The organism is Methylocella sp., from assembly GCA_037200525.1.
Lineage (GTDB): Bacteria > Pseudomonadota > Alphaproteobacteria > Rhizobiales > Beijerinckiaceae > Methylocapsa.
Map to the genome: position 1 here is coordinate 2,975,881 of JBBCGG010000001.1, position 23,949 is coordinate 2,999,829.

Genomic DNA, 23,949 nt, shown 5'->3' on the forward strand with positions numbered 1-23,949 from the left:
CCCAGGCGTCGTGCGCGGTAATATATTCAGAATGCGGATGCGGCGCGGCCTAATTTGCCGAGCAGACGGGTCTCGGGCTCGAAAGCGCTTTCCGGCGCGCCGGTTTGGACGCGCGTGGCGTGAATCGCCGCGGCGATCTGGCCAATCAGCAGCGTGAGGAAACTGTGGGCGAGAGTTTTGTAGCCGGTGGCGGGCTCCGCCTCCTCGACGCAATGGCCGAGATCGGTGAGGAGCTGCGCGGTCTTATAAATGCCGACGAGAGTTTCGGGATGCACTGGCGCATCGACCGGCGAGCGTGTGGAAAGTCCGATGCGGAGGCGTTTCGCAGACGGGCGCAGAGCATCGGCGAAACGCGTCGCCGGACGCCGCATGATATCAGGACCGTCGGGATCCGGGCTGGCCAGCACATCTAGCATGGCGGCTGAATCCCGCACGCTTCGGGTCAGCACCCCTTCGGTCGTGGATCCTTCCCAGATTTCCTCGGCTTGTGGCGGCGCCAGGCCCCTCGAGACTTTGAAACCGAACAGACCGCAATAGCTGGCGGGACTTCGGATGGAGCCGCCGCCATCGGCAGGATTCCGGCGGCGACAGATGCCGCGGAGCCTCCCGAAGAGCCGCCCGGTGTGCGGCCAATATCCCACGGGTTGCGGGTTGGGCCGTAAAAGCGGCTTTCAGTGACGGCTTTGATGCAGAGTTCGGGCGTCGTGGTGCGGCCAAAGATCACCAGCCCCGCTTCCAGGCAGCGATCGGTATAGGCGCTGTTCCGGTCAGCGATCCAATCTTTCCGGGCGGCGGAGCCGGCGGTGACGGGCTGCCCCGCATATTCCTGATTCCAATCTTTCAGGAGGAAGGGCACGCCGGCGAAGGGGCCAGTGAGTTGGGTTTTCGCGCGTTTGCGGGCGATTTCCGTCATCGGAACGGCGATGAAATTTAGGCGCGCATTCTGCTTTGTAAGGTCAAGCGCGATTTCGAGCAGCTCGGCGGCGGTAACCTGCTTCGTCCTCACCAGCTCTGCGAGGCTGGTTGCGTCGTGGGTCCGATACTCTTTCGGCGTCATTCGCAATCGCTCCCTTTTCGACGGGCGAATTTTGCCTTCGCCGATTTACGGCATTATGTCCGGCGGCCGGAGGACGGCTACGAGTGTAATGCCGCTGACCCATTGAAGCGGCGAGCGGCCTCAATATGTAACCTCAATATAATGGAATTACTTCGCCGCCTTCGCGGTGGGGGGCGCTGAACTGTTTTCTGGCGGGGCGTCCTTGGCCGGCGCGTCGCCGGGCTTGGGGCTGCCGCCGGCTTCTCTCGCAAAAACGCTGGCGATGATCTTTTCGGTTTCGGATGTCCAGCCGGGAGGGGCCGCACGGAGCGGCGGCGGGTCGTCGCCCGGCGCAATATGCACGATCTTGAAACCGCGCTGTTTCAGCTCGCGCAGCAGATCCGGCAACATGGCCGCCGTTTGCGCCTTTATATCGTGCATGAGCAGAATGCCGCGCTTCTCTTGCTCAAGGCGAGACAGGACGAGCGCCAGCTCTGTCTTGGCGCTCATCGGCAACCAGTCGGAGGCCCAGAAATCGGCGCCGAACACCGCAATGTTGCGGGAGGACAGCCAAGCATCGAGCGCTGGGGTGTCGGCGAATCCAGGAAATCTAAAAAATGGAGTTTTCGGCGCGGTTCCAGCGGCTCCATAGGCTGCCGCATCATCGGCCGCAATGCCTTTGTCTATTTCTTCTTTCGCCGCCGTCTCGCTCATTCGCCGCAGCGTCGCCGCCGGATGCGAAAAACTGTGATGGCCAACGGTATGTCCTTCGGCGATTTCGCGCCGAACTAAACTCGGCAACGCCTGCGCATTGCGGCCGATGAGAAAAAAAGTCGCTTTGACGCATTGCGCCGCCAGAGCGTCGAGCACCTTCTCCGTTGTACCGGCGCTGGGACCGTCGTCGAAGGTTAGCACAACCTCATGATCTTCGAGCGCCAAGGTCTGTGGATAGGATTTCAGACCAACCTGCCAGCCGCCTTGCGCGCTGAGTTTCAGGGTGCGCTCGACGCCGAGGGCATCGGGCGGGCAGGGGGCGGCGGCTACGCCTGCTCCGATGAGGCAAAGGATGAAGCCAAAGAAAATTGGCTCCCACTTCCAAAGCATCGGCTTTGCGGTCATTGCGGCGCCCCCAAACCGTTCGCTTTAAGGTGGGATTGGCAATGCCGAGAACAATGGGTGCGCCTTCCTGATTTTGCTTGGTCTTAAAAGCGCTCTATGAACCGCAATAAGCAGATCGACTGGACAGGATGATACATGGCCGACATTAAAGACCAGGACCCATCTGCGACCGTTCATGATCGGCTCTCCGGCGACGTCGCTGCGATCTATGGCGAGGATGGCGGGATCGAGCCCGATTTTCTGCATGACGTCGCGGCGGCGATTGAGGCTAACGACGCCGATCACGCGTTGGCGCTTGCGGGCCATCTGCACGAAGCGGATCTTGGCGCATTGCTTGTCGCGCTCAATTCCGATCAGCGGCTAAAATTCATCGAATTGCTGGGGCGCCAATGCGGCGCGGGTTGTTGCGCGCGAGGCTCTGGTCGGGGCGTTGAACGGCCTTGCCTTTGGCGTGCTGACTGGCGTCGTCTCCGGCATCTGGTTTGGCCTGCCGGGAATTGGCGTCGTCATCGCGCTCGCCATGCTGATCAATCTCGTCGCCGGAGCGCTCGGCGGGATTCTCATCCCGGAACTGCTCGACCGGTTCGACATAGATCCCGCAGTGTCGTCGGGGGCCTTCGTCACGACCGTGACCGACGTTGTCGGCTACGCGTCATTCCTTGGCATCGCCACGTTGTGGTTCCGGCTGGGGTAATTATTTCAACCGGAATGGGCGAGGCGCGCTCAGAAGTACTGAATCGTCGTGAACATGCCCGCCGCCAAGTGATAGAGCAGGTGGCAGTGAAGAGCCCACCAACCGGGATTATCGGCGTCGAAGGCGACCGTGACGGCGGTCTTCGGCGGAACAATCACGGTGTCGCGCATCGCTCCGGCAAATCTTTCGCCGTTGATGGCGACGACCTGGAAAACATGTCCGTGCAGATGCATCGGATGCGGCATCATTGTCTGGTTGACGAAGATGAGTTCGACGCGCTCGCCCGCGAAGACCGGCAGCGGCGGGACCTCCTTAGTCCAGGCGACGCCGTTGATCGTCCATTGGTACCCCGACATGGAGCCGGTCAAGTTCAGCGTGTGGACCCGGTCCGCCGCATGCGGCGCGAGGGGATCTATCGCGCGAAGGCGGCTTTCCAGGTCGAGGTTCAGCGGGGCTGAAGCGGCGTCGGCAAGATCGGGAATGCGCCGGACCTCGGCTTGGCCCGCGACGAGAACGACGCCCGTTTGGCGCCGCTCGCCTTCGAGCGTGGCTAGCACCGGATAGGCTCCCGCGCCTTGCGGGAACGTCAAGCTGATATCCAAGCGCTGCGAAACCGCGATCGGAAAGCTCCGCGCCCTGATTGGAGCGACGTCATGGCCATCGACCGCGACGAGGTCGCCCTCAAGTTCGCCCAACTCTATGTGGAACGCGCTCATCGCCGAGCTGTTGGTGATGCGCAGCAGCGCAGAGCCGCCGCTCTCGACCTTCACGACTTCGGGGTCGGCGAGAGTGCGGCGATTGGCGAGGAAGGCGTCATATTTGACGTCGTTGAGGTCGGGCTTGGCGTCGCCGCCCATCTTCATCGGCGTCATTCCCGCCATGGCGGTTGGCTTGCGCAGCTGCGCGTAAATCTCTTCGGGCGGCGTAAAGCTGAAATCGGAAAGCTCGACGACGAATTCCTGCTGGCTGGGCTTTTGCCTGTCGCGGATGATCAGCGGCGCCGCCATCAGCAGTTGCTCTTGCAGCCCTTCATGCGAGTGCATGAAGAAGGTGCCACCGAAGGCGAGCGGGAAGTCATAGTCGGCGGACTCGCCCGGTGCGATCGGCGGCGAAGATATGCCAGGGACGCCATCCTGGCGCCAGGGCGGCGTCAGCCCGTGCCAGTGGATGAGGCTCGGCTCGTTGAGGCGATTTTCGACCCGGACGCGGAAAGGCTTGCCGATTTCCGTCTCGATGCCGAGCGCGCCGTCCGGCTGCCGGATGTCGAGAATAGAAGCGGCCTTGCCGTTTACTTCAATGCTGCGGCGCTCCAGCCGCAAAATCGTCGGCGCCGGCTCGCTGGTTTGCGCGCGGGCGAAGGAAGCTGCGCAGGTCGCGAGCGAAGCGCCGACAAATCGCCGCCGATTGAGCATCTCCGACCGTCCCTACTGCGGGTTCTCGAGACTAAACGTTTCCGTTGCTTCATCATAAGCGAAAAGCTCGCCGTAGCGACCCCAATTAACGACGCTTTTGAGGGTTTTTTCGGCATATTCCTCGGACATATAATCCTCCAGCTCCTCCAGAAAGCGAGTCGACCGGGCAGTATGGCTCGGGCGCTCTTCGAGGATGAGCTTGATCCGGGCGGCGAGAGGCAAATAGGACAGCAGATGGTCGCCGAAGAGCCTTTTGCGCACATCGGTTTCCGCATCGGCGAAACGGGCGCCGGCTGGCGTCAGCTTGATGTCGCCTTCCTCGAATTCGGCAAAACGCAGCAGCTGCAAAGTTTCGCCGACGGGAAAGAGCTCGTCTACTTCCATCTGGAGACTGTCGGCGAGCTCGGGCAGGGCGGCGCGGCCATTATAGGGTTCGGCGGCGATTTCTTCGATCATGCCGGCGAGCGTATTGGTTGAGACTTGCGGCAGCGCCATAGCGAAGCCAAGGCCGGGGAACGCGCCATCGCGGCTCAGCGGCGCCGGCTCCGGCCGTTTCGTCATCAGCGCATAAATCTTATCCACCAATTGGCGGAATTCCGGATCGAGCCTGTTGCGGGGATGTTGCAGGCCGACTTGAATTTCGGCGTCGATGCGGCCTGGATTCGAGGATAGGATGATGATGCGATTGCACATCAAAACCGCCTCCTCGATATTATGGGTGACCATCAGGATCGACTTGATCGGCATGCGGCCTTCAACCCAAAGATCGAGGAGGTCGGTGCGGAGGGTCTCGGCGGTCAGCACGTCGAGCGCCGAAAAAGGCTCGTCCATCAGCAAGATATTGGGATGGACCACAAGCGCCCTGGCAAATCCGACGCGCTGGCGCATGCCGCCGGACAATTCCTTGGGAAACGCTGATTCGAAGCCATCGAGGCCGATGAGGTCAATCGCTTTCAGGGCGCGCCGGCGCGCTTCGTCACTCGGCACTTTTCTAGCGCGCAGGCCAAGTTCGACATTGGCGAGCACCGAGAGCCAGGGGAACAGGGCGAAGCTCTGGAACACCATGGCGACGCCATCGACGGGACCTTCGACCGGACGGCCAAGATAGTTGACGTCGCCGCTGGCGGGCTTGACGAGGCCGGAGACGATGCGCAGCAGCGAAGATTTGCCGCAACCCGAGCGCCCAAGCAGGCCGACGATTTCGTCTTCCTTCAAAGTGAGGGAAACATCTTCGAGAACGGCCGGTCCCTGCTCGCCCGACCCCGTCAGATAGTTCTGGCTGACGTTCTTGACTTGAAGCAGAGTTTTACGCGGTTCGAGCGCGATCTTTGAGTGATTGTCGAGCATGAGTCTTCCTCAATCCAGCCGTAGACGCCGTTGGGCTAGGCCAAAAAGCGGCCGCCACAGCAGGCGATTGAAAAAAATAACGAAGATCGACATCACGGCGACGCCGAGCACAATTTTGGGAAAATCGCCATCCGCTGTCGCCTTAGCGATATAGGATCCGATTCCTTGCGCCATGACCGTGTTGTCGCCCCAATGGACGTACTCGGCGACGATCGCCGCATTCCATGAGCCGCCGGACGCCGTTAGCGCTCCGGTGACATAAAACGGGAAGATCGCCGGAATGATGACGCGTTTCCACCAATCCCAACCACGAATGCGAAAGTTCGAGACCGCTTCTTTAAGATCGTTGGGGAAGGCCGAGGCCCCGGCGATGACGTTGAAGAGAATGTACCATTGCGTGCCAAATACGATCAAAAAGCTCAGCCAGATATTGGGATTTAGTGAAAATCGCAGGATGAGAATGACGGCGATTGGAAAAATGACGTTGGCCGGGAAGGCAGCTAGAAATTGCGCCAGCGGCTGAACTTTTTCCGCGATCGCTGGCCGCAGCCCGATCCAGACGCCAACGGGCACCCACACGAGGGTCGCCAAGATCAGCATGCAAACGACCCGAGCCATGGTGAAGAGGGTAAACACAACGGCCTGCCAAAGATCGCTCCAAGATAATTCCTGGCGGACGTAATCGACGATGAGCCAGCTCGCCCACAGTGCGATGAGGCCGATGAAGCTGGCCCACAAGACATCGACGATCCGGCTGAGGCGTGGATTTGGCGGCGCATCGCGCAGGGAGCGCGCCGGAAGCTCAAGACGCCACAGGGAAACGCTTTGCAAAAATTGGGTCGGAGCGCGCATCAAGGCGCGCGCCCATCGCGCCCGTTTGAAAACTTGCGCGACCCATGATTTTTCCTGAGTTTGGCTCGCCGAAAGCTCGACGCGAAAGCGCGCGCCGAAAGCGACCAACGGCCGAAACAGAAATTGATCATAGGCGAGGATCACAATGAACATCGTGATGATCGCCGCGATGACGGCGTCGATGCGCTTTTGTTCGATGGCGAGGGCGAGATAGGAGCCGATGCCAGGAAGTTTGATTGTCGTATCGCCAACGGAGATAGCCTCGGCGGCGACGACGAAGAACCAGCCTCCTGACATCGACATCATCATATTCCAGATCAGGCCAGGCATTGCGAAGGGCGCATCCAATTGCCAGAATCGTTGCCATCCGGAAAGCTGGAATCCCCGCGCCACCTCATTGAGGTCGCGCGGCACATTGCGTAGCGACTGGTAGAACGAAAAAGCCATGTTCCAGGCCTGCGACGTGAAGATCGCGAAGACCGCGGCGCATTCGGCCCCAAAAATAGAGCCCGGAAATAGCCCAAGGAAGAAAGTCACGGTAAATGACAAAAAGCCAAGAATCGGAACCGATTGCAGAACGTCGAGAAGCGGTATCAGCACCAACTCCGCGCGGCGGCTTTTTGCGGCGAAAGTCGCATAGATGAAGGTGAAGACGAGAGAAGCCGCCATGGCCGCGAACATCCGCAAGGTCGTGCGGAGCGCGTAATAAGGCAGCAGCGCATAATCGAGCGAAACCATGGTCGATTCGGGCGCCTCGAGGGGCAGGGTCAGGCCGCTGGAAACGCGCGTGGCCGTGATGAAGGCGGCTACGACGAACGCAAAGGCGAGCAGGTCATATTGATTGGGCAGCGCTTTGCGGCCGAGCGAAGTGAACGGGACGAAGCGAGACAGCATGGCGGCCTTCTACAGCGTCGGCGGGTGAGGACTCTGGACGATGATGGCGGGTGGACGTGGACCGACAGACAGCAAAAGACGCCGCTATTCGTTCCGTTCTTGTGACTGTTGTCGAGGCGAATGACAAGTGGTTGACGGCTGCTAGGCCGGACCGCGAGGATCCTGAAGTGAGTTAGGCGCGGGAACCTGTGAAATCTCCCATTGAAGAAGTCGCGCCGCTGTTTGTCGCCCGCGATGCAAGTCAACAATCAACCGCCGCCAATAGGCAGAATTTGGACGATCGATCAAGGCCGCGGGACGACAATCCGAAGGTAATTCTCAGGTCCGTCCGAAAGCGCGGCCTTGCGACCTGATGAGCGGGCAAAGTGCGCTTCGAAGAGCCTTTACGCTTTGGAGGAAGCGCCAGCCTGATGGCCGCCGCACGCAGGATCAGGCTCGCGCCAGAAAAATAGCAGATGCTCATTTTTGCCCCGGTAAATTTACCTTTTGCGAGCGTGAAATATCAAATCGCTTTGGGGGCGCCGTTTTTTCGACTTGTTAACGCGGTCTTACTAACTTTTGCGTAAATTTCATCGGATCACATTTCGGCTGACGCACATGCGGCAATTTTCAATTTCCCTTTTAACGCTCGCGCTCATGCTTGTCGTCGCCGGCTGCACTGGCGGCGGTCTCGATGATGAATCTTTGCCGCGGCCTTCCGATTACGAAATTCATGGCATCGACGTTTCGAAATATCAGGGCGATATAGATTGGAATAGCGTTCGCGCTTCAGGCGTTCAGTTCGCCTGGATTAAAGCCACCGAGGGCGGAGATCGTCTGGACGAGAAATTCGCGCAAAATTGGGAGGGGGCGAAGGCTGCAGGCATACCGCGCGGGGCCTATCATTTTGCCTATTGGTGCCGCCCCGCGGAAGAGCAGGCGGCATGGTTCAAGGCTAATGTGCCGAACGATCCGGACGCTTTGCCGCCTGTTCTCGATGTCGAATGGAACGGGCAATCGAAAACCTGTCCCAAACGCCTGCCGCGCGAGGTAGCCATCGAGCAGATGAAAATCATCCTCGCCGCGATGGAGGAAGCCTATGGCAAGAAGCCGGTCATCTATACTTCAATCGATTTCCACCGTGACGTGATGCAGGGTGAGTTCAACGATTATACGATCTGGGTTCGCAGCGTGAAATGCCACCCGGCGCTGAAATATGGCGCGCGGCGTTGGCGGTTCTGGCAACACACGGCGGAAGGCCATGTCGCAGGCATCCGCGGCTATGTCGATCGCAATGCGTTCAACGGCACAGTCGCTGATTGGCAGGCCTGGCTGAAGATGGCCGCTCGGGCTTAAGCATAAAAAAGAAGGGATGCCCGTTGAGGCAACCCTTCCATTGTCAGATCGCGGTCCACGATCCTCGATCGTCCAAGGAGGCGGAAACCTCAAAGGCATGAGTCCAGGTCAGGGCCCGCAACGTGAGACAATGAGACACTGGATCACCTCCTTTCGAATCGTTGAAGATCGCTCGAATATAGGCTGAGCTTCGCCTTTTGCAAACAGCGCGGTTTTAGCAACCGGTGTTTCGTCGGCGCTCGGTGGGCGCAATGAGGCCGAGGCTCAGGCCTGCAGGGCCGAGCGCTCAACGTTGTGCGGATGAGGGAATGGGATTTGACGCCGCGCTCGACGAGCGACGAAAGAAGATCGAGTACAAGCTGAATAGCAACAAAAGCAAAATCGGCGCATCCCTTAGCACGGTTCCGATAAAGCCGTCCGATGTGTCCTCGAAAATGCTGTGCTGCAAGGCGATAAACATTAGAACGCTGACCGGAGTGGCGAGCCGAAAGCTCGAAATGCGCCCAAAGATCAAGAGTACGGGCAACATGAATATGAAGGGATAAGTAATAAAGCCGATCACCCCCCAAGTTGCCAGACCTTCCATCGGGAGACCAAAATTAAGGAATGAAATGACTCCTGGCGCCCCCATGCCGAGCTGCCAGGACATCCAGTCGCCCATGCCAACCCCAAGTTTAGGGCCAAGGAAACTTGGCCTGTTCATGTTAATGGACCTTTCCAAGGCCTCTGAGCCAAAGAGATTGTGCGACTTCGTAGCGTTGTAGACAGCGTCGAGAAGGCCAATGAAAGATAGTCTATTCAATACATTCGAGCGGTTGCCGTAATAGTCGTAAGGGGGGACCTCATTGAGGTCATCGAGCGAGCGATATTGTACGGTGTCGTTAACGACTTTACGGAAATTTGGGTCGACGATCATCTTTATCGCGGTCTCCTGACCCAATTCTATGAATTGCGTGATCTCCATCGTTCTCTGCGATCTGAGATACAAAATCAGGGGGGATAAGAATGACGAAAAAAACGCGGCAAATAGAATGCCAACAACAATGTAGCGAAAATGCAGCGCTCTATATATAAAAGCTACGACTCCAATTCCAATAAGGCAGTTCAGAAGAAAACCTCTTTCATTGAGGGCAATCACAGCAAGAAGAATGAACAAAAACATAAAAATAAGCAAAGGAGTAAATAAGCTTCGTCCATTAGATTTTTCGATACTGTATGAAGCTTCCGCAATGAAGCCCAGCGCACACAAAGTCGAAAGCGTAGAAGCCAAATTGAAAACTATTCCTGCGCTGGCGACGCCTTCTGCGGGTTTTAGACGGCCGGCAATCACCACGCCCACGAAACCAATGCTATAGGCGATCGGCGCAAGTTTCCGTAAACTCTGCAAATCCGTCGGAAAGGGAAACAACGTCGTTCCGGGATCCAATTTACGCGCTAACAATATGACGGAAGTTTCGATAATCATAAGAAGCAAAGTTAACGCATAAGTCGGATACGGGTCGAACAAGTTGCTTTCCAGGGTTTGCCCATGAAACGTCTTTGCTAAAAGCGCCACACCCAGATAACGAGTGCTAAACACAAGCGCGAAAATAGAATAAAGATCGCGGCCAAATATGTGTAATGGGATAAACGTGACTGTAATTGCGGCCACGCACATAAAAACAATAAGCGGGTTTGCGCCCAGGAACAGTTGCGCGATCCCCAACGTGCTTACCGCAGCCAGCGGAAAGACAATCGGAACTCGCGTCGCCTTTATATCAATCACGCCGATTGCGATGGCCACTTCGTCACCCTTTGATTCGCCAGGACCAGTCTGATCCGATGTTAGATTCGCAACTTCGGCCTCAAGCCCGCGCAGAGCTTTCTGCGCTGAGGACGGCGTCTGATATCTCTACGCGATGCGGCAGTCACAATATTTGCAACTGCACTGCTTAATATATCATGATGGAGTAAGAGCGTCTGCGGGGTGAATCGAGAATTGCTGCCGGCGGCGATCCAAGGTCTTCGCGATATGGCCGCCAAAATCTTCGCCAAATCAACGTGAAGATCCCTTGAGGCCGATGCGCGATGATCCCGCCCGTCCAATCGAAAGGCGCAACGCTCAATCGTTGTCAGACGAGCGGCCGCGATCTTCGTCAGAGATAAGGCTGGAGCCGGGCTTCTTGGAATAAATAATTCTGGTGTGGGTGCGCGCGGTGAGACGCAATCTTGTTTATAAGCTGGTTCATCGCAAACATTGTCGCCTGCGCTACTACTGCACGAAAATTAAATATCGATCCAATTATTTTGCAGAAACTGGCATTACTTTGCATTGCCTTAATTGCTGAGTTGGCATACAGAAATATAGATAACTCTTGTCTGTTATATGCTATCGCAGAGGTGGCCCGCATTGGCGCGCGTCAGCCTCGTTCGAGCGAAACCAGCGAATCGTGATTGCCAATGATCATTTTGCACGTCATAGCGACCGTCAATCCCGAATACGGCGGACCAATCGAAGGAATATTCGCTTCAGCGGCGGCGCTCCTCGAAAATGGTTGCGATCGCGAAATTTTGTCTCTCGATATTCCGAGCGATCCTTGGGTTAGAACGTGTCCTTTGCCGGTGTACCCTCAAGGCGACAGCAACCCGAGATACCTCGCCTGGCGCCGGAAAGTTCCGTGGCTACGCTACGGTTATAGCCCAAATTTCATTCCTTGGCTCAAAGAGAACGCCAAGCGATATGATGCAATCGTCATCAACGGTTTATGGAATTTTACTTCCCTGGCCGCTTGGCGCGCGCTGTCCAAGACCGACGCGCGCTATTTCGTCTACACCCACGGCATGCTCGATCCGTATTTCAACAAGGCGTTTCCAATCAAGGCTGTCTTCAAGCAGCTTCTTTGGTGGTTCAGCGAGGGGCGATTGGTTAATAACGCCTCGGCGGTGATGTTTGTGTCGGAAGAGGAGCGCGTTCTCGCGCGTAAATCGTTTTGGCCGTACCGGGCCAACGAGAGAGTTGTGCCTTATGGGATAATAGATCCAAGCGGCGATCCAGAAGCTCAGATCAAGGCATTTCGCACCGCATTTCCCGAGATTGCAGAGCGCAGATTCATATTGTTTCTGAGCCGCATTCATCCGAAAAAGGGCTGTGATTTGCTGGTGAATGCGTTTGCTAGCGTCGCCGCAAAAGATCCGACTTTGGATCTCGTCATAGCTGGCCCCGATTCCGTCGGTTCGGTCAAGCAACTGCAAAATATGGCCAGTGATCTTGGCGTGGCGGATCGCATTCATTGGCCGGGAATGTTGAAAGGAGATCTGAAGTGGGGCGCGTTTCGCGCCGCCGAAGGTTTCGTTCTTCCCTCGCATCAGGAAAACTTCGGCATCGTCGTCGCCGAGTCCATGGCGTGTTCGACGCCGGTTTTGACGACGCGGAAGGTTGCGACATGGCGAGAGGTCGAGGAATGCCGCGCCGGCTTTGTCGAGAACGATGATTTGGATGGGGTGAGGCGTCTGCTTGAGCGCTTCATTGATCTCTCCGCCAAGGAGAGGCGGGAAATGGGTCAGCGCGCGCGCGAGGGCTTTATCAAGAAATTCGACATAGCGTCGATGACGCCGCAGTTGATTGAAGCAATGCGGCGTCCTAGCGGCGGCGATAGCAAGAAGCTCGACGCCAAATTTCTTGACGCGGAAAAAACGCGTCCGCTTGAAGGAGGTCCGACTTATTCGCTCGCGCACCGCGCTTTTCGAGCCGTCTGGACCGTTGCATGGCTTCTTCTGGCGTCTTGGACGCCACCGCCGCTGCACCCTTGGCGGCGGGCGTTGCTGAGGCTTTTTGGCGCAAAGATCGCGCCTACGGCGGTTGTCTATGGCAGCGCGAAAATCTGGTACCCGCCGAATCTCGAGCTCGGACCATTCGCCAAAGTCGCCCCAAATGTGACCGTCTATTCGGTCGAAAAAATCACGCTCCAAGATTATGCGATCGTATCCCAGGGGGCCAATCTGTGCTCCGCCGGACACGATGTGGAAGACGTTCATTTTCAGACCACGGCGCGGCCGATCACGATCGGCAAGCGCGCATGGGTTGCCGCCGAAGCTTTTGTCGGTCCTGGCGTTACGGTCGGGGAGGGCGCGGTATTGGGCGCGCGTGGATGTGCGTTCCGCGATCTCGAGCCATGGACCATTTACGGCGGCAACCCCGCCCGCAAACTTAGACCGCGGCGCGTCCGCTTTGCCGACGCCGGCGCTCAAGGCTCTAGCGACGTTTAAGTTTGCGGATGCGCCTCGCGCGAGAGCGTGAATATTTTAGCGCAAATCAATATTGCTCCCTCGCCTATTAGAACGCATGATCTTGTCTGGAAAGCTCGCCGCTTTTGGCCAGGGCGTTTTGACTGGCGCGTTTTGGGAATCATATTATCGGGGGTTCTGAGACCGGATTTCCAACCTGATGGAAGGAAGAGAGGCGTATGAGAACCGTCGTCTGTTCAGGCCTCGGTCGAGACGTTTCCGCTTTGGGTTTTGGCTGCGCGTCGCTGGGTTCGCGCATCTCTGAGGCGCAAGGGCGTCGCGCCCTCGATTACGCATTCGAGCGCGGCGTAAGCTGGTATGACGTGGCTCCGCCAGATGGCGGCGGCGAGGCGGAAACCATATTAGGAAAGTTCCTGGTCGGGCGCCGGGATCGGGTGGCGATCTGCACAAAAGTTGGCATCGCCCGACCAATGCTTTCGCCTTTGATGCGCTTCATGACCGTTATCAAGCGCGGCGCCTTAAGGGCCTTTCCGGAATTATGGACCACCGTCGACGCTGGCTCGAAATCGAATAGGATAAGAGAGCCGTTGCGGGGCGACTTGATTGAATCGTCGCTTGCCGAGAGCCTGCGCCGCCTGCGCACCGATTATGTTGATGTGTTGGCCTTGCAGGAACCGCGCGCAGAGGATTTTGCCGATTCGACGATCCTGGCGGCGCTGCGGCGCGTTGTCGAGAAGGGCTATGTTCGTTGTCTGTCCATCGTCGGGGAGCCCGATGCGGTCGCAGCCGGCGTCGCTTCCGGGCTGTTTCGAATCGTCCAGTGCCGCGACAATCCATTTCATCAAACCATCGACGAGGTGCGCTCCAAACTGTCTGGCGATCCTTCATTTTTTTTCGTCACGCAAAACGCCTTTGGCGCAGGAGCGCATGAGCGCTTGTCTCATCTTTTGGTTGGAGACGGCGGTCGTCTCGGAGCCCTTGCCTCTCAACTGGCGTATGGGCCGCCTTTTATGGCGAGCGAAATACTTCTCGATTATGCGTTCGGAAACAATCCGGCGGGCGTTGTCGTCGCTTCGATGTCCCATCAGGCGCACATCGACGCGAACTGCGCGAGGGCGTCGCGAGCGCCACGCACTGACGTCGTGGAGTTTGTCAATAAGACGATGCTGACATCTCCCGCCAACAAACTTGCGCGTTATGTGTAACTTGGCGTCTCTCTTAATTGGCCGGAGCGAAATTTCTATCCGGCCAGCGCGCACGCGTGATCAAGCAGGCTTTCGGCGTGGGCGTGTCCGGCTCTGGGCGAGCGGTCGGACAGGAGGATAAACCCCTCCTTTCCGTCCTCGAGTTTTGCGCCGATTACCGCCAGCGTCTCCTCGCCCATCGGGTGCCGCAACGCGCGCGCGTCCTCTGCGAGCAAGGCGAAAGGATCGGGTTCGGGTTCCGCGCCGTCGATGCGTCGCGCGCGATAAGTGTGGCCGCCGAGATCGAGGTAGGCCCATTGCGCGGTGATCTTCGACGCTTGGGTCCACAGCGCTTCGCGCACATCAGGACGGATGCAGTCGACATGAATGTGGAGTTGGTCCTGGGTGCGCGCGTTCGCGGCGTTGATCGCCATGCCGATCGCGTCGCGCGGCAGCTCCTTGTTGGCGCGCTCGGAAACCATGCGGCGGGCGGACCACGCCGCGCGCCAGTAGTTTGGCAGCTCCGAGGTTCCGACCAGCGGGCTCTCAATGCCCGCAAGGCGGCGGGTCGGGATCAGCAGAAATTGCGTTTTGCCGAAGATATCCTTCAGAATCGCCCAACCGGTGTCTTCGCCGCTCGCCAGATTCACTTCGGAGCAGGGGGCCGGGATGTGGGCCCGCATCTCGTCGACGACGCACAGCCCGTGCACGACCATCCATAAGGCGTCGCGATCCGCAGCCGCCACGGCTGCGCCCAAGGCCAATACAGCGACAGCGCAGGCAGACGCTGCGATCTTCAGCTGGCGGCGTTTCTTTGATTTGGGTTTTTGTCGGGTGAAGGTCAGAGGCATCTTTGCGAGGGGAAAACCAGCATGCGCCCCTCGGATGAAGCCGGCGGGCGCAAAAGCGACGTTCTTGATCTTGTGCAGCAATATCGGCAACGTCCCAGTAATTTGGCTCAGGGCCGCAAGCTACGCCGTCCCCGGACAATGCTATCTATAGCATAGCAAATTGGAGTCCGTGACATAGGCATTTTTCGGCATTGCGGCGGTGTGTGAAATTGCACATGGCGAAAGAGCGCCGATGCGTTCGTCAAGCCTATGCTTGGCGGGGGTGCGCTAGCGCCTTAGCTTGGCGAGAACCGGCGAGGTCAAACGCGTCGGGCGCGTCATGTCCTCAATGCCCAGCAAGTCGTGCAATTCGGCGGCGGTCATCAAGCCTTCTTCAAGGATGACGTCGGCAACCTTGCGCCCTTCGTCGAGCGCACGGCGCGCGACATGCGAGCAGGTCTCATAGCCAAGTATTGGCCCCAGAACCGTAACGAGACCAATGCTGTTTTCGACAAGCTCGCGGCAGCGCTCGCGATTCGCTTCAATTCCGGTGACGCAGCGCTGCGTCAGGGTGTCGATCGCGGCGGTCAGCATGCGCAACGACGTAAGGATGCAGTAGCCGATCGTTGGTTCGAACGCATTGAGCTGGAGTTGTCCGCCCTCGGCGCACATCGTCACGGTCAGATCATGGCCGATGACAAGATAGGCGACCTGACTGACCGCTTCGGGGATCACCGGATTGATCTTGCCTGGCATGATCGACGAACCGGCCTGGACCGCCGGGAGGCGAATTTCCCCGAAGCCGGCGCGCGGACCGGAGGAAAGCAGGCGCAGATCATTGCAGATTTTCGAAAGCTTCACCGCGATGCGCTTGAGGACGCCCGAAAACAAAACGAAGGCTCCCATGTCCGATGTCGCCTCAATCAGATTTTCGGCAAGCACCATGCGTTCATCCGATAAGCGCGCGAGTTCGGCGACGGCGAGCGATGCATAGCGCGGATCGGTGTTGATGCCGGTGCCGATTGCTGTGGCCCCGAGATTGACTTCCCGGAACAGGCTGGCTGCCTCCTGCAGCCGGTCGACATCCTCTTTGATCGTCACATGGAACGCGTCAAACTCCTGGCCGAGCGTCATCGGCACCGCATCCTGAAGTTGCGTGCGGCCAATTTTGAGCACATCGCCGAATTCGACCGCCTTCGCCTTGAATGCAAAGGCGAGATCCTGCAGCGCCTGCGCCAGCGACTTCGCGCCGAAGATCATGGCGAGGCGTAATGCCGTAGGGTAAGCGTCATTAGTGGACTGAGCCATGTTGACGTCGTCGATCGGGTGCAGCGCTGCATACTCGCCCCGTGACTTGCCCATAAGCTCCAGCGCGAGATTGGCGACAACCTCGTTCGCGTTCATATTCGTCGAAGTGCCGGCGCCGCCCTGCACAGCGTCGACGACGAATTGATCGAGAAAACGCCTGTCCTTGGCGATGAGGTCGCAGGCGCGATCGATGGCCTCCGCCTTCGCGACGGACAAATGCCCGAGGCGCCGATTGGCCCGCGCCGCCGCCTGTTTGACGAGCGCCAAAGCGCGCACAAGCTCCGGGAAATGTCCGATCGGAACGCCAGTGATAGGGAAATTCTCCACCGACCGCAAAGTATGAACGCCCCAATAGACATCGGCGGGAATATCAGCTTCGCCAAGAAGATCGTGCTCTCGTCTGGTCATCGCACTGGCGAGGTCGATGGAGCGGGTAGTCGCCAGCGCAAGCTTTATCGGGGGAGGCTCCGATGAAGCGGCGACGATTTTTTGGGCATTGGCTTTAGTCATGGGCCAAAATCCGTTGAGTTTGAGCTTGTCGGCCTTTTGGACAATTTGAGCTTATTGCAACATGTAGGCGCTTTTTTGCTAATCGCTCGTTACGAATGCTCGCCGCGCGCCCATTTTCCGCAAATATCGGTTCGAAAAACCGCGAAATCGGAGATTTGCTGCAAGATTGTGATAGATAAAGGTTCAGCAATCGCGGCAACCAATCGGAGCGCTTTTGATGCCGTTTCGCAACCGACGCATTATTCTTGCAGTTTTTACTGTCACGCTCGCGTCGGGCGCGTTGGCGCAGGATATGATGGGCAATGTCGACCTTTCCGGTCCGATGTTCACCACCGCCGAAATGACGCGCACGGATGTTGAAGCAACGATCAAGGCGAGCGATGGCCGCGGGGTCGACCTTGCCGGCAAAAGCCTGAACGGCCTCGACCTTTCCGGTCTTGATCTGACCAAAGCCAATTTCCGCGCCGCGCGCATGAACAAGACAAATCTCTCAGGGGCGAAACTCGATGGCGCTGTGCTCGATCAAGTCTGGGGCGTCGGGGCGAATTTTTCCGGCGCGAGTCTGAAGCGCGCGAATCTTTTCGCAAGCCAGATGCAAGGCGCGAAGTATGATGGCGCGGATCTGTCCGGCTCGCGCATCACCGCCGACTTGTCCCGCGCGAGCCTGCGCAAAGCCAAGCTCAACGCAGCCGATCTCTCCGCCGACTCGAAGAACCAGTCGATGGGTTTGATGCGGGGGATATTGAAATCCGCAGATCTGTCTGGCGCAGATTTCGAAAACGCTAACCTCGGGCAAGTCGATCTGCAGTTCGCCAAATTGGCCGGCGCGAATTTAACGCATGCTTCGCTCGCCGGCGCCGACGCCAGCGGCGCCGATTTTCGCGGCGCAATCCTCGATCATACAAATCTCAACGACGCCGACGTTGCTTCGGCCCGCATCGACGCGGCGCAGGAACAGGCTTTCGCTGAGGCCAAGAACGTGGCGCGCATCCTCAAAGAGTGAGTGCCCAAAGCGGATATGGCTACCGCCTACTTTTCATTCAGAGTCTAAGGCGCAATTCGCGCCACGTATCGCTCTTCGACGATGACAATTTCGCGGTCCGCGCCGGGACAAGCGCCGGCGCGCGCGCCGCGAACGCTCTGCCAGATCGTTACGCCATCGCGCGTGCCGTCGCCAAAGCCAAGCTCCGCGTCTTCAAAAAGCATCGTATCTGCGAACCAGCGCTTCATAGCTGGCGACGCGTCTAAAACGTTTCCCCAGACCGGGTTTTGGTAGATGAAGAAGACATGCTCCAACGTCGATCCGAGAGCCGATTCGATCTTGTGAATTAACTCGGTCATGAGTTCCGGTCCAAAAGAATGGAAGATGTTAAAGACGACCTTGCCGCTAAGGACCATGTGCTCCAGCGCATTTCCCTCGATGACGCGGATGAGCGGACGGTCAGGAAACTGGCGTTGGATCTTGTCAATGTTGGATTGCGCAATTTTCGCGAGCTCCGGCGATAGCTCGAGACCAATGATGTCGGTGAACGGAAATTCCGACGCCACGATCAAGGCGCGGCCCTTGCCGCATCCGATATCGACGAACGTATAAGCTTCGATATCAGGCAGGCTGGCGAGAGCGCGTCGAGTGATGCTTGGCGTCGTGGCGAGATAGCAATTGATAAAGCCTGTCGACACGCCGCTGGTTTGAATCAGATCGGGCGGGAATGTGCCGCTCGTATCGACGCCATAGATTTTGTCAAACGGATGGGTGCGTTGCATGCCCCCTTGGATGTCCCGAAAAAAGGGCAGTTTCTCTACGAACTTTCTGACGCTCGGGTTGAGCAGGAGCCTGTACGCAATATTTCTTGCCTGCGTTTTCAATTGGTTCATCAAAAGGTTCCCCAGACTGTAGGCAGACGCGCGAGGCTGAAGGCAAAAGCATTTGGAGCTGAAAGCGGTAAGATGAAATTGGCGCATCCCTTTTAGCAAGTTGACGTCGCAGCCGCCGAGGCAGCCAAGGAGAGAGCGGGGAGGGGGCCTCTATTAGAGCGCAATCATCAATGTCGGAATTACTTCCGCCGCAGCGCCTCGCTCAAAGCGGCTCCAAGCGCCCCCTGCGCGGATTTTTCCCGTGGCTGTGATTTGGGTTGAGGCCTTGCAACTTCGTCTCGCGCGGCGGGCCGCTTTATCGACGCGCCAGACGACGGCGCGTCTTCCTTGCGCATCGAGAGCGCAATGCGCTTGCGCTTCAAATCCACTTCGACGACGCGCACTTTCACCACATCGCCGGCCTTGACGACCTCCGCCGGGTCTTTGACGAACCGGTCGGCGAGTTGCGATACGTGGACGAGCCCATCCTGATGCACGCCAATATCGACGAAAGCGCCAAAATTCGCGACATTGGTGACAGTGCCTTCCAATACCATGCCGGGCTTCAGCGAGTTTAGATCGTCGATGCCCTCCGCAAAGGTCGCGGTCTTGAATTCCGGACGCGGATCGCGACCCGGCTTCTCGAGTTCGAGCAAGATATCGCGCACTGTCGGCAGACCGAAACGCTCATCGACAAATTGCGTGGGATTAAGCGATTTCAAAGTTGTCGCATCGCCCATCAGCGAACGCACGTCGCGTCCGCACGCGGCGATGATTTTGCGCGCGAGCCCATAGGCCTCGGGATGAACCGAGGAGGCGTCGAGCGGCTCCGTTCCGTTCGGAATTCGCAAGAACCCTGCGCAAAGCTCGAAGGCGCGCGGACCCAGCCGCGCGACGGAAAGAATGTCGCGACGCGACTTGAAAGCGCCTTTCTGATCCCGGTGAAGGATGATCGCATCAGCGAGCGAGGCGCTGAGACCAGACACACGGGACAGCAGCGAGGCGGAAGCGGTATTGAGATCGACGCCGACCGCGTTCACCGCATCCTCGACAACGGCGTCGAGCGAGCGCGCAAGCTGGGTCTGGTTGACGTCATGCTGATATTGCCCGACGCCGATCGCCTTCGGATCGATCTTCACCAACTCGGCGAGGGGGTCCTGCAGACGCCGCGCAATGGAAACCGCGCCGCGCAGCGACACATCGAGATCGGGCATCTCGGCCGCCGCGCGCGCAGAAGCCGAATACACCGAGGCCCCGGCCTCGCTGACGACGACCTTGATGGGCTTTGCGCCGGGCAGGGCCGCGATTACCTCGCCCGCCAATCGATCGGTCTCGCGGCTCGCCGTTCCATTGCCGATCGCGATCAATTCGACGCCGTGTTTTTTTATCAGCCGCGTCAACTCCGCGCTCGCGCCCAAAACATCATTGCGCGGCTGAAACGGATAAATCGTCGAAGTGTCCAGCAGCTTGCCGGTAGCGTCGACGATGGCGACTTTGACGCCGGTCCTGATGCCAGGATCGAGCCCCATGGTCGGACGCGCTCCGGCTGGCGCGGCCAGCAACAGGTCTTTCAAATTGCGTGCAAAAACCTGTATCGCCTCGGCCTCGGCGCGCTCGCGCAATTCGGTCATCAGATCCAGCGTCAAATGCAGCGAGAGCTTTACGCGCCAGGCGAAGCGCACGACGTCAAGAAGCCACGCATCGGCGGGGGCGCCCTGCGAGGCGATCGCATTATGCCGCGCGATGATCTGTTCGACCGGCTTCACCGGGGATGCATCGGCTACATCGACTTCGAGATCGAGCGACAGGACCTCCTCGTTGCGGCCGCGCAGCATGGCGAGCGCGCGATGGCTTGGCGCAGTAGCCCAGCGTTCGCTATGATCGAAATAATCCGAAAATTTAGCGCCCGCTTCCTCTTTCCCTTCAACCACCCGCGCGCGAAGAACCGCATGGGATTTGAGATGGGCGCGCAGCGCTCCGACGAGATCGGCGTTCTCGGCGAAAGCCTCGGTCAAAATGTCGCGCGCGCCTTCGAGGGCGGTTTTGACGTCGGGTACGTCGGCGGAAAGAAAACTCTGCGCCAGTTCGGCAGGAACAATATGGCGATCGGCGATGATTTGGTCGGCCAGAGGAGCAAGACCGCGCTCGCGGGCGATTTGGGCGCGAGTGCGGCGTTTTGGCCGAAAGGGTAGGTAAATATCCTCGAGTTCGGCTTTGGTCGTCGCCTGCGCGATCTTTTCCGTGAGCGCGTCGGTCGATTTACCTTGGCTGCCGATCGAGTCGAGGATGGCGAGACGCCGCGCCTCCAATTCGCGCAGATAGGCGAGGCGTTCTTCGAGCCGCCGGAGCTGGGTGTCGTCAAGACCGCCGGTGGCTTCCTTGCGATATCGAGCGATGAAGGGCACGCTCGCCCCCTCGTCCAACAAATCGACGGCGACCTTCACCTGTTCAGGCCGGGCTGCGACCTCAGCAGCGATGGTTTTGAGAATGCGGTCGATTTCAGCGGCCATTCGGGTCAGGTCCTCATCGATTCGGGGCCGCGACAATAGGTCAGGCCGAAATGGATTCCAACCTGTGGGCGGCATGTCCAGTTACGGGTTGCGCTCGGCTCGCTGCGCACTATAGTGCGCCGATTCGCGTGGCGCCGCGTCGCCGGGATCTCAAAGAGCCCGGCCGCACGAGCAAACAGGGGACAACGTCCGCCTCGAGCGAAAATGCGGAGGGGTGGCCGAGTGGTTGAAGGCGCACGCCTGGAAAGTGTGTATGCGGGAAACCGTATCGCGGGTTCGAATCCCGCTCCCTCCGCCAGAATACCATCACAACCTATTGTTTTATTTAGATATTCTGCTTGGCGCGCGAAAGTGGCCCCAACATAGGCCCCAATCGTAAATTTAGCTCGCCACGGCCAACCATGGACGATTGAAGACGGCGAGGCGCGCAAAGTCGCAGCAGCGACCGGCCGACTTCGATGATAATTTGCCGTCCTGGCGGCAGGCTTGCGGGCCTTCCGCGAGCAACTGGGATTGGGCAAATATGACGGAACCGAAATACCTTCCCTTCGAGTCGCTGCCTCTGTTCCCGACCGAGGAAGAGCTCGCCATCGCGATCCTTGGCCGGAAATATGCGAAGGATTGGAAGCAATTCTCGCTTTACTACGAGCGCAAGGGCATGCCGAAAATGGATTTCGTTATCGGCAGAAGATACAAATATGCCGTCAAGAAGTTCTTCGATAAGCACTGGAACCTCGACGGTCCCAGGCCGATGCAAGACGGGCCAGAAAGGCCCGAACTATGGAACGTCCGCAGGAAGCCGGGCAGGCCGAGAAAGCTGCCTGAGTGAAGCGATAGCCGGCGCATTCTCAGCGTGTTTAGAGCTTTAGGATGTCTTCGATCAGTGAGATGATCAATCGTTCCGCTACATCCTCGCGTTCAAGATTTTTCATATCATTCAGATACTCGTCTGGATAACCTCTTTCATGAAAAATGGCTCTGGCCTTAACTTTGAGACCTGCCGCCGTCTTCGCCTGAAGATCGACCATTTCTTCCGCGACATCGCTGTCGATGAAGACAAAATCATCGGGATAATCCCCAGTCTCTCCAGCTTCGATGACCAATGCCCGTGCCCCTTCGTACCGAGCCTCAATCGCGAGCAACTCTGCGTCTCCGGCGGCCGCCACCGGCGAAGTTATAGTCGCAGCTATGCCGCCAATCCCGAGTCCGGCGGCTGGAACATAGCCAATCGTCATGAGGCGAGATGGATTGTCAGCCATGCTCATGCCTCCCCAGCGCATTTGGCCGATCCGACCAGCTCGAGAACCCTGGCGAGCTCCACCCGTGCGGCTCTCAATTGATCGGACACGCACGATAGAACCTCACTGACGCACTTGATCTTTTTTGCGGGGTCGTCATCACAAATGATGACGGCTGCCTGGCCTAGGCTCAGGACTCATTGATTGAGATAGAAGAGGACGGCGGCGGCGATGCAGATGGCGGAGAAGAAGGTATGGGCGCATCGATCATAGCGGTTGCGATGCGCGGCCAGTCCTTGAGCTTGGCGAACATGTTCTCGATTTTGTGACGCTGGCGGTAGAGCGTCTTGTCATAGGCAATGGAAAGCTTGCGGCTTCTGGTTGGCGGGATGCAGGGCTCGACGCCCCTGGCCTTCAGCGCGGCGCGGAACCAGTTGCTGTCGTAGCCCCTGTCGGCGATCAACATTGAAGCAGGCGGTAAAGCCTTGAGCATCAGCCGCGCGCCCTTGTGGTCGCTCATCTGGCCCTCCGAGAGCAACATGACGAGGGGCTTGCCGGCGCCGTCGCAAACGACGTGGAGCTTCGAGTTCAGTCCGCCTTTCGTGCGCCCGATACGGCGGGGAAGAGCCCCTTTTTGAGCAGGCTCGCCGCTGTGCGATGCGCCTTCAGATGCGTGGCGTCGATCATGATGCGCTCGGGCTTTGGACCTTCGCCAGCGAGCGCGGCGAATATGCGGTCGAAGACGCCGAGCCGGCTCCAGCGGATGAAGCGATTGTAAAGCGTCTTGTGCGGCCCGTAATCCTTGGGCGCATCTTTCCATTGCAGGCCGTTGCGGATCACATAGACGATTCCGCTGACCACCCGACGGTCGTCAACCCGCGGAACGCCATGCGACAGAGGAAAATGCGGCGCAAGCCGCGCCATCTGCCGCTCGCCCAACAAAAACAAATCACTCATCCCAGCCTCCCCATGCGGAGACCAGGAATCACATCTCAGGCAAATTTAATAGGTCCTGAGCCTAGACTCTCGACGCGAGACAGATCTGCGCTCAGATCATCTATTTTTGTCCAAGCTCCTCGGCCGCCGGAATGGCGTTATTCGGCATTGAGATATCTCCAAATGGTGATTTTAACACTATTAATGGTAATATCATATCCGCTTTGATGTCAATGGTATTTGGTGTTAAATTCACCACATGAAGCCAAATCAATGCCGCATGGCCCGCGCCGCTCTAAATTGGACAACGATCGATCTTGCTCGAGCGGCAGGCGTCGGAGCCAATACGGTCAACCGTTTCGAGACTGGCGAAGATGCCCGCATCAGTAGCGTTGAAAAGATCCAAGCCGCGTTCGAGGGCGCCGGCGTCGAGTTCATCAGAAATGGTGTGAAGGTACGGCCTGCCAAGGCGCGCGAGCAGATCGCTGAAGTGGCTCCCGAGGATGAGGCTGCGCACCCTGAGCCGGCGGTCGGAAAGAACGCGCCTCTTGTCCAGGTCGATGGCGTCAGCCGCGTTCGTGACCCGCTAAAGCGGCGCTAAATCCAGTTTACGCACCCGGTGCGTTGCCCGATTTGGCTGCCCGGCCGAGCATGAGTTTACGTTCG

General features: G+C 58.3%; 17 protein-coding genes, 1 tRNA gene and 4 pseudogenes. 9 read left to right on the forward strand and 13 right to left on the reverse strand.

What is annotated here, in order from left to right; genetic code table 11:
• Positions 1-26: 26 nt before the first annotated feature.
• Both WDN46_14595 and WDN46_14600 read right to left on the reverse strand, forming a co-directional pair.
• A pseudogene (locus WDN46_14595) lies at positions 27-1,057 on the reverse strand (amidase).
• 147 nt (positions 1,058-1,204) lie between these two features.
• A complete protein-coding gene (locus tag WDN46_14600; protein MEJ0094609.1) occupies positions 1,205-2,140 on the reverse strand; it encodes a polysaccharide deacetylase family protein in 936 nt (311 codons plus the stop codon).
• A gap of 412 nt (positions 2,141-2,552) precedes the next feature.
• Here WDN46_14600 and WDN46_14605 point away from each other — a divergent pair.
• Positions 2,553-2,849: pseudogene (locus WDN46_14605) on the forward strand (magnesium transporter).
• Between the two features lie 29 nt (positions 2,850-2,878).
• Here the strand turns inward: WDN46_14605 and WDN46_14610 are convergent.
• The 3 genes from WDN46_14610 to WDN46_14620 are packed head-to-tail and all read right to left on the reverse strand — an operon-like array spanning position 2,879 to position 7,354.
• A complete protein-coding gene (locus WDN46_14610) occupies positions 2,879-4,261 on the reverse strand; it encodes a multicopper oxidase family protein (protein ID MEJ0094610.1) in 1,383 nt (460 codons plus the stop codon).
• Between the two features lie 12 nt (positions 4,262-4,273).
• Entirely contained in the window at positions 4,274-5,608 is a 1,335-nt protein-coding gene (locus WDN46_14615) for a nitrate/sulfonate/bicarbonate ABC transporter ATP-binding protein (GenBank protein ID MEJ0094611.1), read from the reverse strand.
• Positions 5,609-5,617: 9 nt separating this feature from the next.
• The gene (locus WDN46_14620; GenBank protein MEJ0094612.1) at positions 5,618-7,354 is read right to left on the reverse strand and encodes an ABC transporter permease subunit; all 1,737 of its coding nucleotides are present in this window, start codon (positions 7,352-7,354) and stop codon (positions 5,618-5,620) included.
• 597 nt (positions 7,355-7,951) lie between these two features.
• On the opposite strand from WDN46_14620, the gene WDN46_14625 reads away from it, so the two are divergent.
• Entirely contained in the window at positions 7,952-8,689 is a 738-nt protein-coding gene (locus WDN46_14625) for a GH25 family lysozyme (GenBank protein ID MEJ0094613.1), read from the forward strand.
• Between the two features lie 286 nt (positions 8,690-8,975).
• Here WDN46_14625 and WDN46_14630 read toward each other — a convergent pair whose 3' ends face one another.
• On the reverse strand, positions 8,976-10,472 hold the full coding sequence (locus WDN46_14630) for a hypothetical protein (GenBank protein ID MEJ0094614.1): 1,497 nt from the start codon (positions 10,470-10,472) through the stop codon (positions 8,976-8,978).
• Positions 10,473-11,128: 656 nt separating this feature from the next.
• Here WDN46_14630 and WDN46_14635 point away from each other — a divergent pair.
• From WDN46_14635 to WDN46_14645, 3 genes and pseudogenes are all read left to right on the forward strand, one after another.
• Positions 11,129-12,262, forward strand: a pseudogene (locus WDN46_14635) (glycosyltransferase).
• Between the two features lie 36 nt (positions 12,263-12,298).
• Positions 12,299-12,934, forward strand: a complete 636-nt coding sequence (locus WDN46_14640; protein MEJ0094615.1) for a putative colanic acid biosynthesis acetyltransferase — start codon at positions 12,299-12,301, stop codon at positions 12,932-12,934.
• 197 nt (positions 12,935-13,131) lie between these two features.
• Entirely contained in the window at positions 13,132-14,118 is a 987-nt protein-coding gene (locus tag WDN46_14645) for an aldo/keto reductase (GenBank protein ID MEJ0094616.1), read from the forward strand.
• A 35-nt stretch (positions 14,119-14,153) separates the two neighbouring features.
• Here the strand turns inward: WDN46_14645 and WDN46_14650 are convergent, their stop codons facing one another.
• Positions 14,154-14,843, reverse strand: coding sequence for a CDP-diacylglycerol diphosphatase (locus WDN46_14650; GenBank protein MEJ0094617.1), 690 nt, complete (start codon positions 14,841-14,843; stop codon positions 14,154-14,156).
• A gap of 372 nt (positions 14,844-15,215) precedes the next feature.
• Positions 15,216-16,745 carry an aspartate ammonia-lyase gene (locus tag WDN46_14655; protein ID MEJ0094618.1) on the reverse strand — a complete coding sequence of 510 codons (1,530 nt, stop codon included), beginning with the start codon at positions 16,743-16,745 and terminating at the stop codon, positions 15,216-15,218.
• A 217-nt stretch (positions 16,746-16,962) separates the two neighbouring features.
• Here WDN46_14655 and WDN46_14660 point away from each other — a divergent pair, with 217 nt between their 5' ends.
• On the forward strand, positions 16,963-17,748 hold the full coding sequence (locus WDN46_14660; GenBank protein ID MEJ0094619.1) for a pentapeptide repeat-containing protein: 786 nt from the start codon (positions 16,963-16,965) through the stop codon (positions 17,746-17,748).
• 44 nt (positions 17,749-17,792) lie between these two features.
• Here the strand turns inward: WDN46_14660 and WDN46_14665 are convergent, their stop codons facing one another.
• Positions 17,793-18,620 (reverse strand): class I SAM-dependent methyltransferase, encoded by an 828-nt coding sequence (locus tag WDN46_14665; protein MEJ0094620.1) that lies wholly within the window; start codon positions 18,618-18,620, stop codon positions 17,793-17,795.
• Positions 18,621-18,799: 179 nt separating this feature from the next.
• Positions 18,800-21,109 carry a Tex family protein gene (locus WDN46_14670; protein ID MEJ0094621.1) on the reverse strand — a complete coding sequence of 770 codons (2,310 nt, stop codon included), beginning with the start codon at positions 21,107-21,109 and terminating at the stop codon, positions 18,800-18,802.
• A 208-nt stretch (positions 21,110-21,317) separates the two neighbouring features.
• On the opposite strand from WDN46_14670, the gene WDN46_14675 reads away from it, so the two are divergent.
• Together WDN46_14675 and WDN46_14680 are read left to right on the forward strand one after the other, a co-directional pair.
• Positions 21,318-21,407: transfer RNA gene (locus WDN46_14675), tRNA-Ser, on the forward strand.
• 225 nt (positions 21,408-21,632) lie between these two features.
• Complete coding sequence (locus WDN46_14680; GenBank protein MEJ0094622.1) at positions 21,633-21,938, forward strand: hypothetical protein; 306 nt, start codon at positions 21,633-21,635, stop codon at positions 21,936-21,938.
• A gap of 28 nt (positions 21,939-21,966) precedes the next feature.
• Here WDN46_14680 and WDN46_14685 read toward each other — a convergent pair whose 3' ends face one another.
• The 3 genes and pseudogenes from WDN46_14685 to WDN46_14695 all read right to left on the reverse strand — a co-directional run bounded on the left by WDN46_14685 (position 21,967) and on the right by WDN46_14695 (position 23,304).
• Positions 21,967-22,368, reverse strand: coding sequence for a hypothetical protein (locus WDN46_14685; GenBank protein ID MEJ0094623.1), 402 nt, complete (start codon positions 22,366-22,368; stop codon positions 21,967-21,969).
• A 169-nt stretch (positions 22,369-22,537) separates the two neighbouring features.
• Positions 22,538-23,167 (reverse strand): IS5 family transposase, encoded by a 630-nt coding sequence (locus WDN46_14690; protein MEJ0094624.1) that lies wholly within the window; start codon positions 23,165-23,167, stop codon positions 22,538-22,540.
• Positions 23,134-23,304 (reverse strand): annotated as a pseudogene (locus tag WDN46_14695) (transposase). The gene WDN46_14690 and the pseudogene WDN46_14695 overlap by 34 nt, the downstream one beginning before the upstream one ends.
• A gap of 238 nt (positions 23,305-23,542) precedes the next feature.
• Between WDN46_14695 and WDN46_14700 the strand changes: the two are divergent.
• Positions 23,543-23,884, forward strand: coding sequence for a helix-turn-helix transcriptional regulator (locus WDN46_14700; GenBank protein ID MEJ0094625.1), 342 nt, complete (start codon positions 23,543-23,545; stop codon positions 23,882-23,884).
• Positions 23,885-23,949 lie beyond the last annotated feature (65 nt).

What these genes read in the sequence shown, in the direction of transcription:
- WDN46_14600 (MEJ0094609.1), bottom strand. Translation starts at nt 2,140, where the DNA reads ATGCTTTGGAAGTGGGAGCCAATTTTCTTTGGCTTCATCCTTTGCCTC.
- WDN46_14610 (MEJ0094610.1), bottom strand. Translation starts at nt 4,261, where the DNA reads ATGCTCAATCGGCGGCGATTTGTCGGCGCTTCGCTCGCGACCTGCGCA.
- WDN46_14615 (MEJ0094611.1), bottom strand. Translation starts at nt 5,608, where the DNA reads ATGCTCGACAATCACTCAAAGATCGCGCTCGAACCGCGTAAAACTCTG.
- WDN46_14620 (MEJ0094612.1), bottom strand. Translation starts at nt 7,354, where the DNA reads ATGCTGTCTCGCTTCGTCCCGTTCACTTCGCTCGGCCGCAAAGCGCTG.
- WDN46_14625 (MEJ0094613.1), top strand. Translation starts at nt 7,952, where the DNA reads ATGCGGCAATTTTCAATTTCCCTTTTAACGCTCGCGCTCATGCTTGTC.
- WDN46_14640 (MEJ0094615.1), top strand. Translation starts at nt 12,299, where the DNA reads ATGCGGCGTCCTAGCGGCGGCGATAGCAAGAAGCTCGACGCCAAATTT.
- WDN46_14645 (MEJ0094616.1), top strand. Translation starts at nt 13,132, where the DNA reads ATGAGAACCGTCGTCTGTTCAGGCCTCGGTCGAGACGTTTCCGCTTTG.
- WDN46_14655 (MEJ0094618.1), bottom strand. Translation starts at nt 16,745, where the DNA reads ATGACTAAAGCCAATGCCCAAAAAATCGTCGCCGCTTCATCGGAGCCT.
- WDN46_14660 (MEJ0094619.1), top strand. Translation starts at nt 16,963, where the DNA reads ATGCCGTTTCGCAACCGACGCATTATTCTTGCAGTTTTTACTGTCACG.
- WDN46_14665 (MEJ0094620.1), bottom strand. Translation starts at nt 18,620, where the DNA reads ATGAACCAATTGAAAACGCAGGCAAGAAATATTGCGTACAGGCTCCTG.
- WDN46_14670 (MEJ0094621.1), bottom strand. Translation starts at nt 21,109, where the DNA reads ATGGCCGCTGAAATCGACCGCATTCTCAAAACCATCGCTGCTGAGGTC.
- WDN46_14680 (MEJ0094622.1), top strand. Translation starts at nt 21,633, where the DNA reads ATGACGGAACCGAAATACCTTCCCTTCGAGTCGCTGCCTCTGTTCCCG.
- WDN46_14685 (MEJ0094623.1), bottom strand. Translation starts at nt 22,368, where the DNA reads ATGGCTGACAATCCATCTCGCCTCATGACGATTGGCTATGTTCCAGCC.
- WDN46_14690 (MEJ0094624.1), bottom strand. Translation starts at nt 23,167, where the DNA reads ATGGAAAGATGCGCCCAAGGATTACGGGCCGCACAAGACGCTTTACAA.
- WDN46_14700 (MEJ0094625.1), top strand. Translation starts at nt 23,543, where the DNA reads ATGAAGCCAAATCAATGCCGCATGGCCCGCGCCGCTCTAAATTGGACA.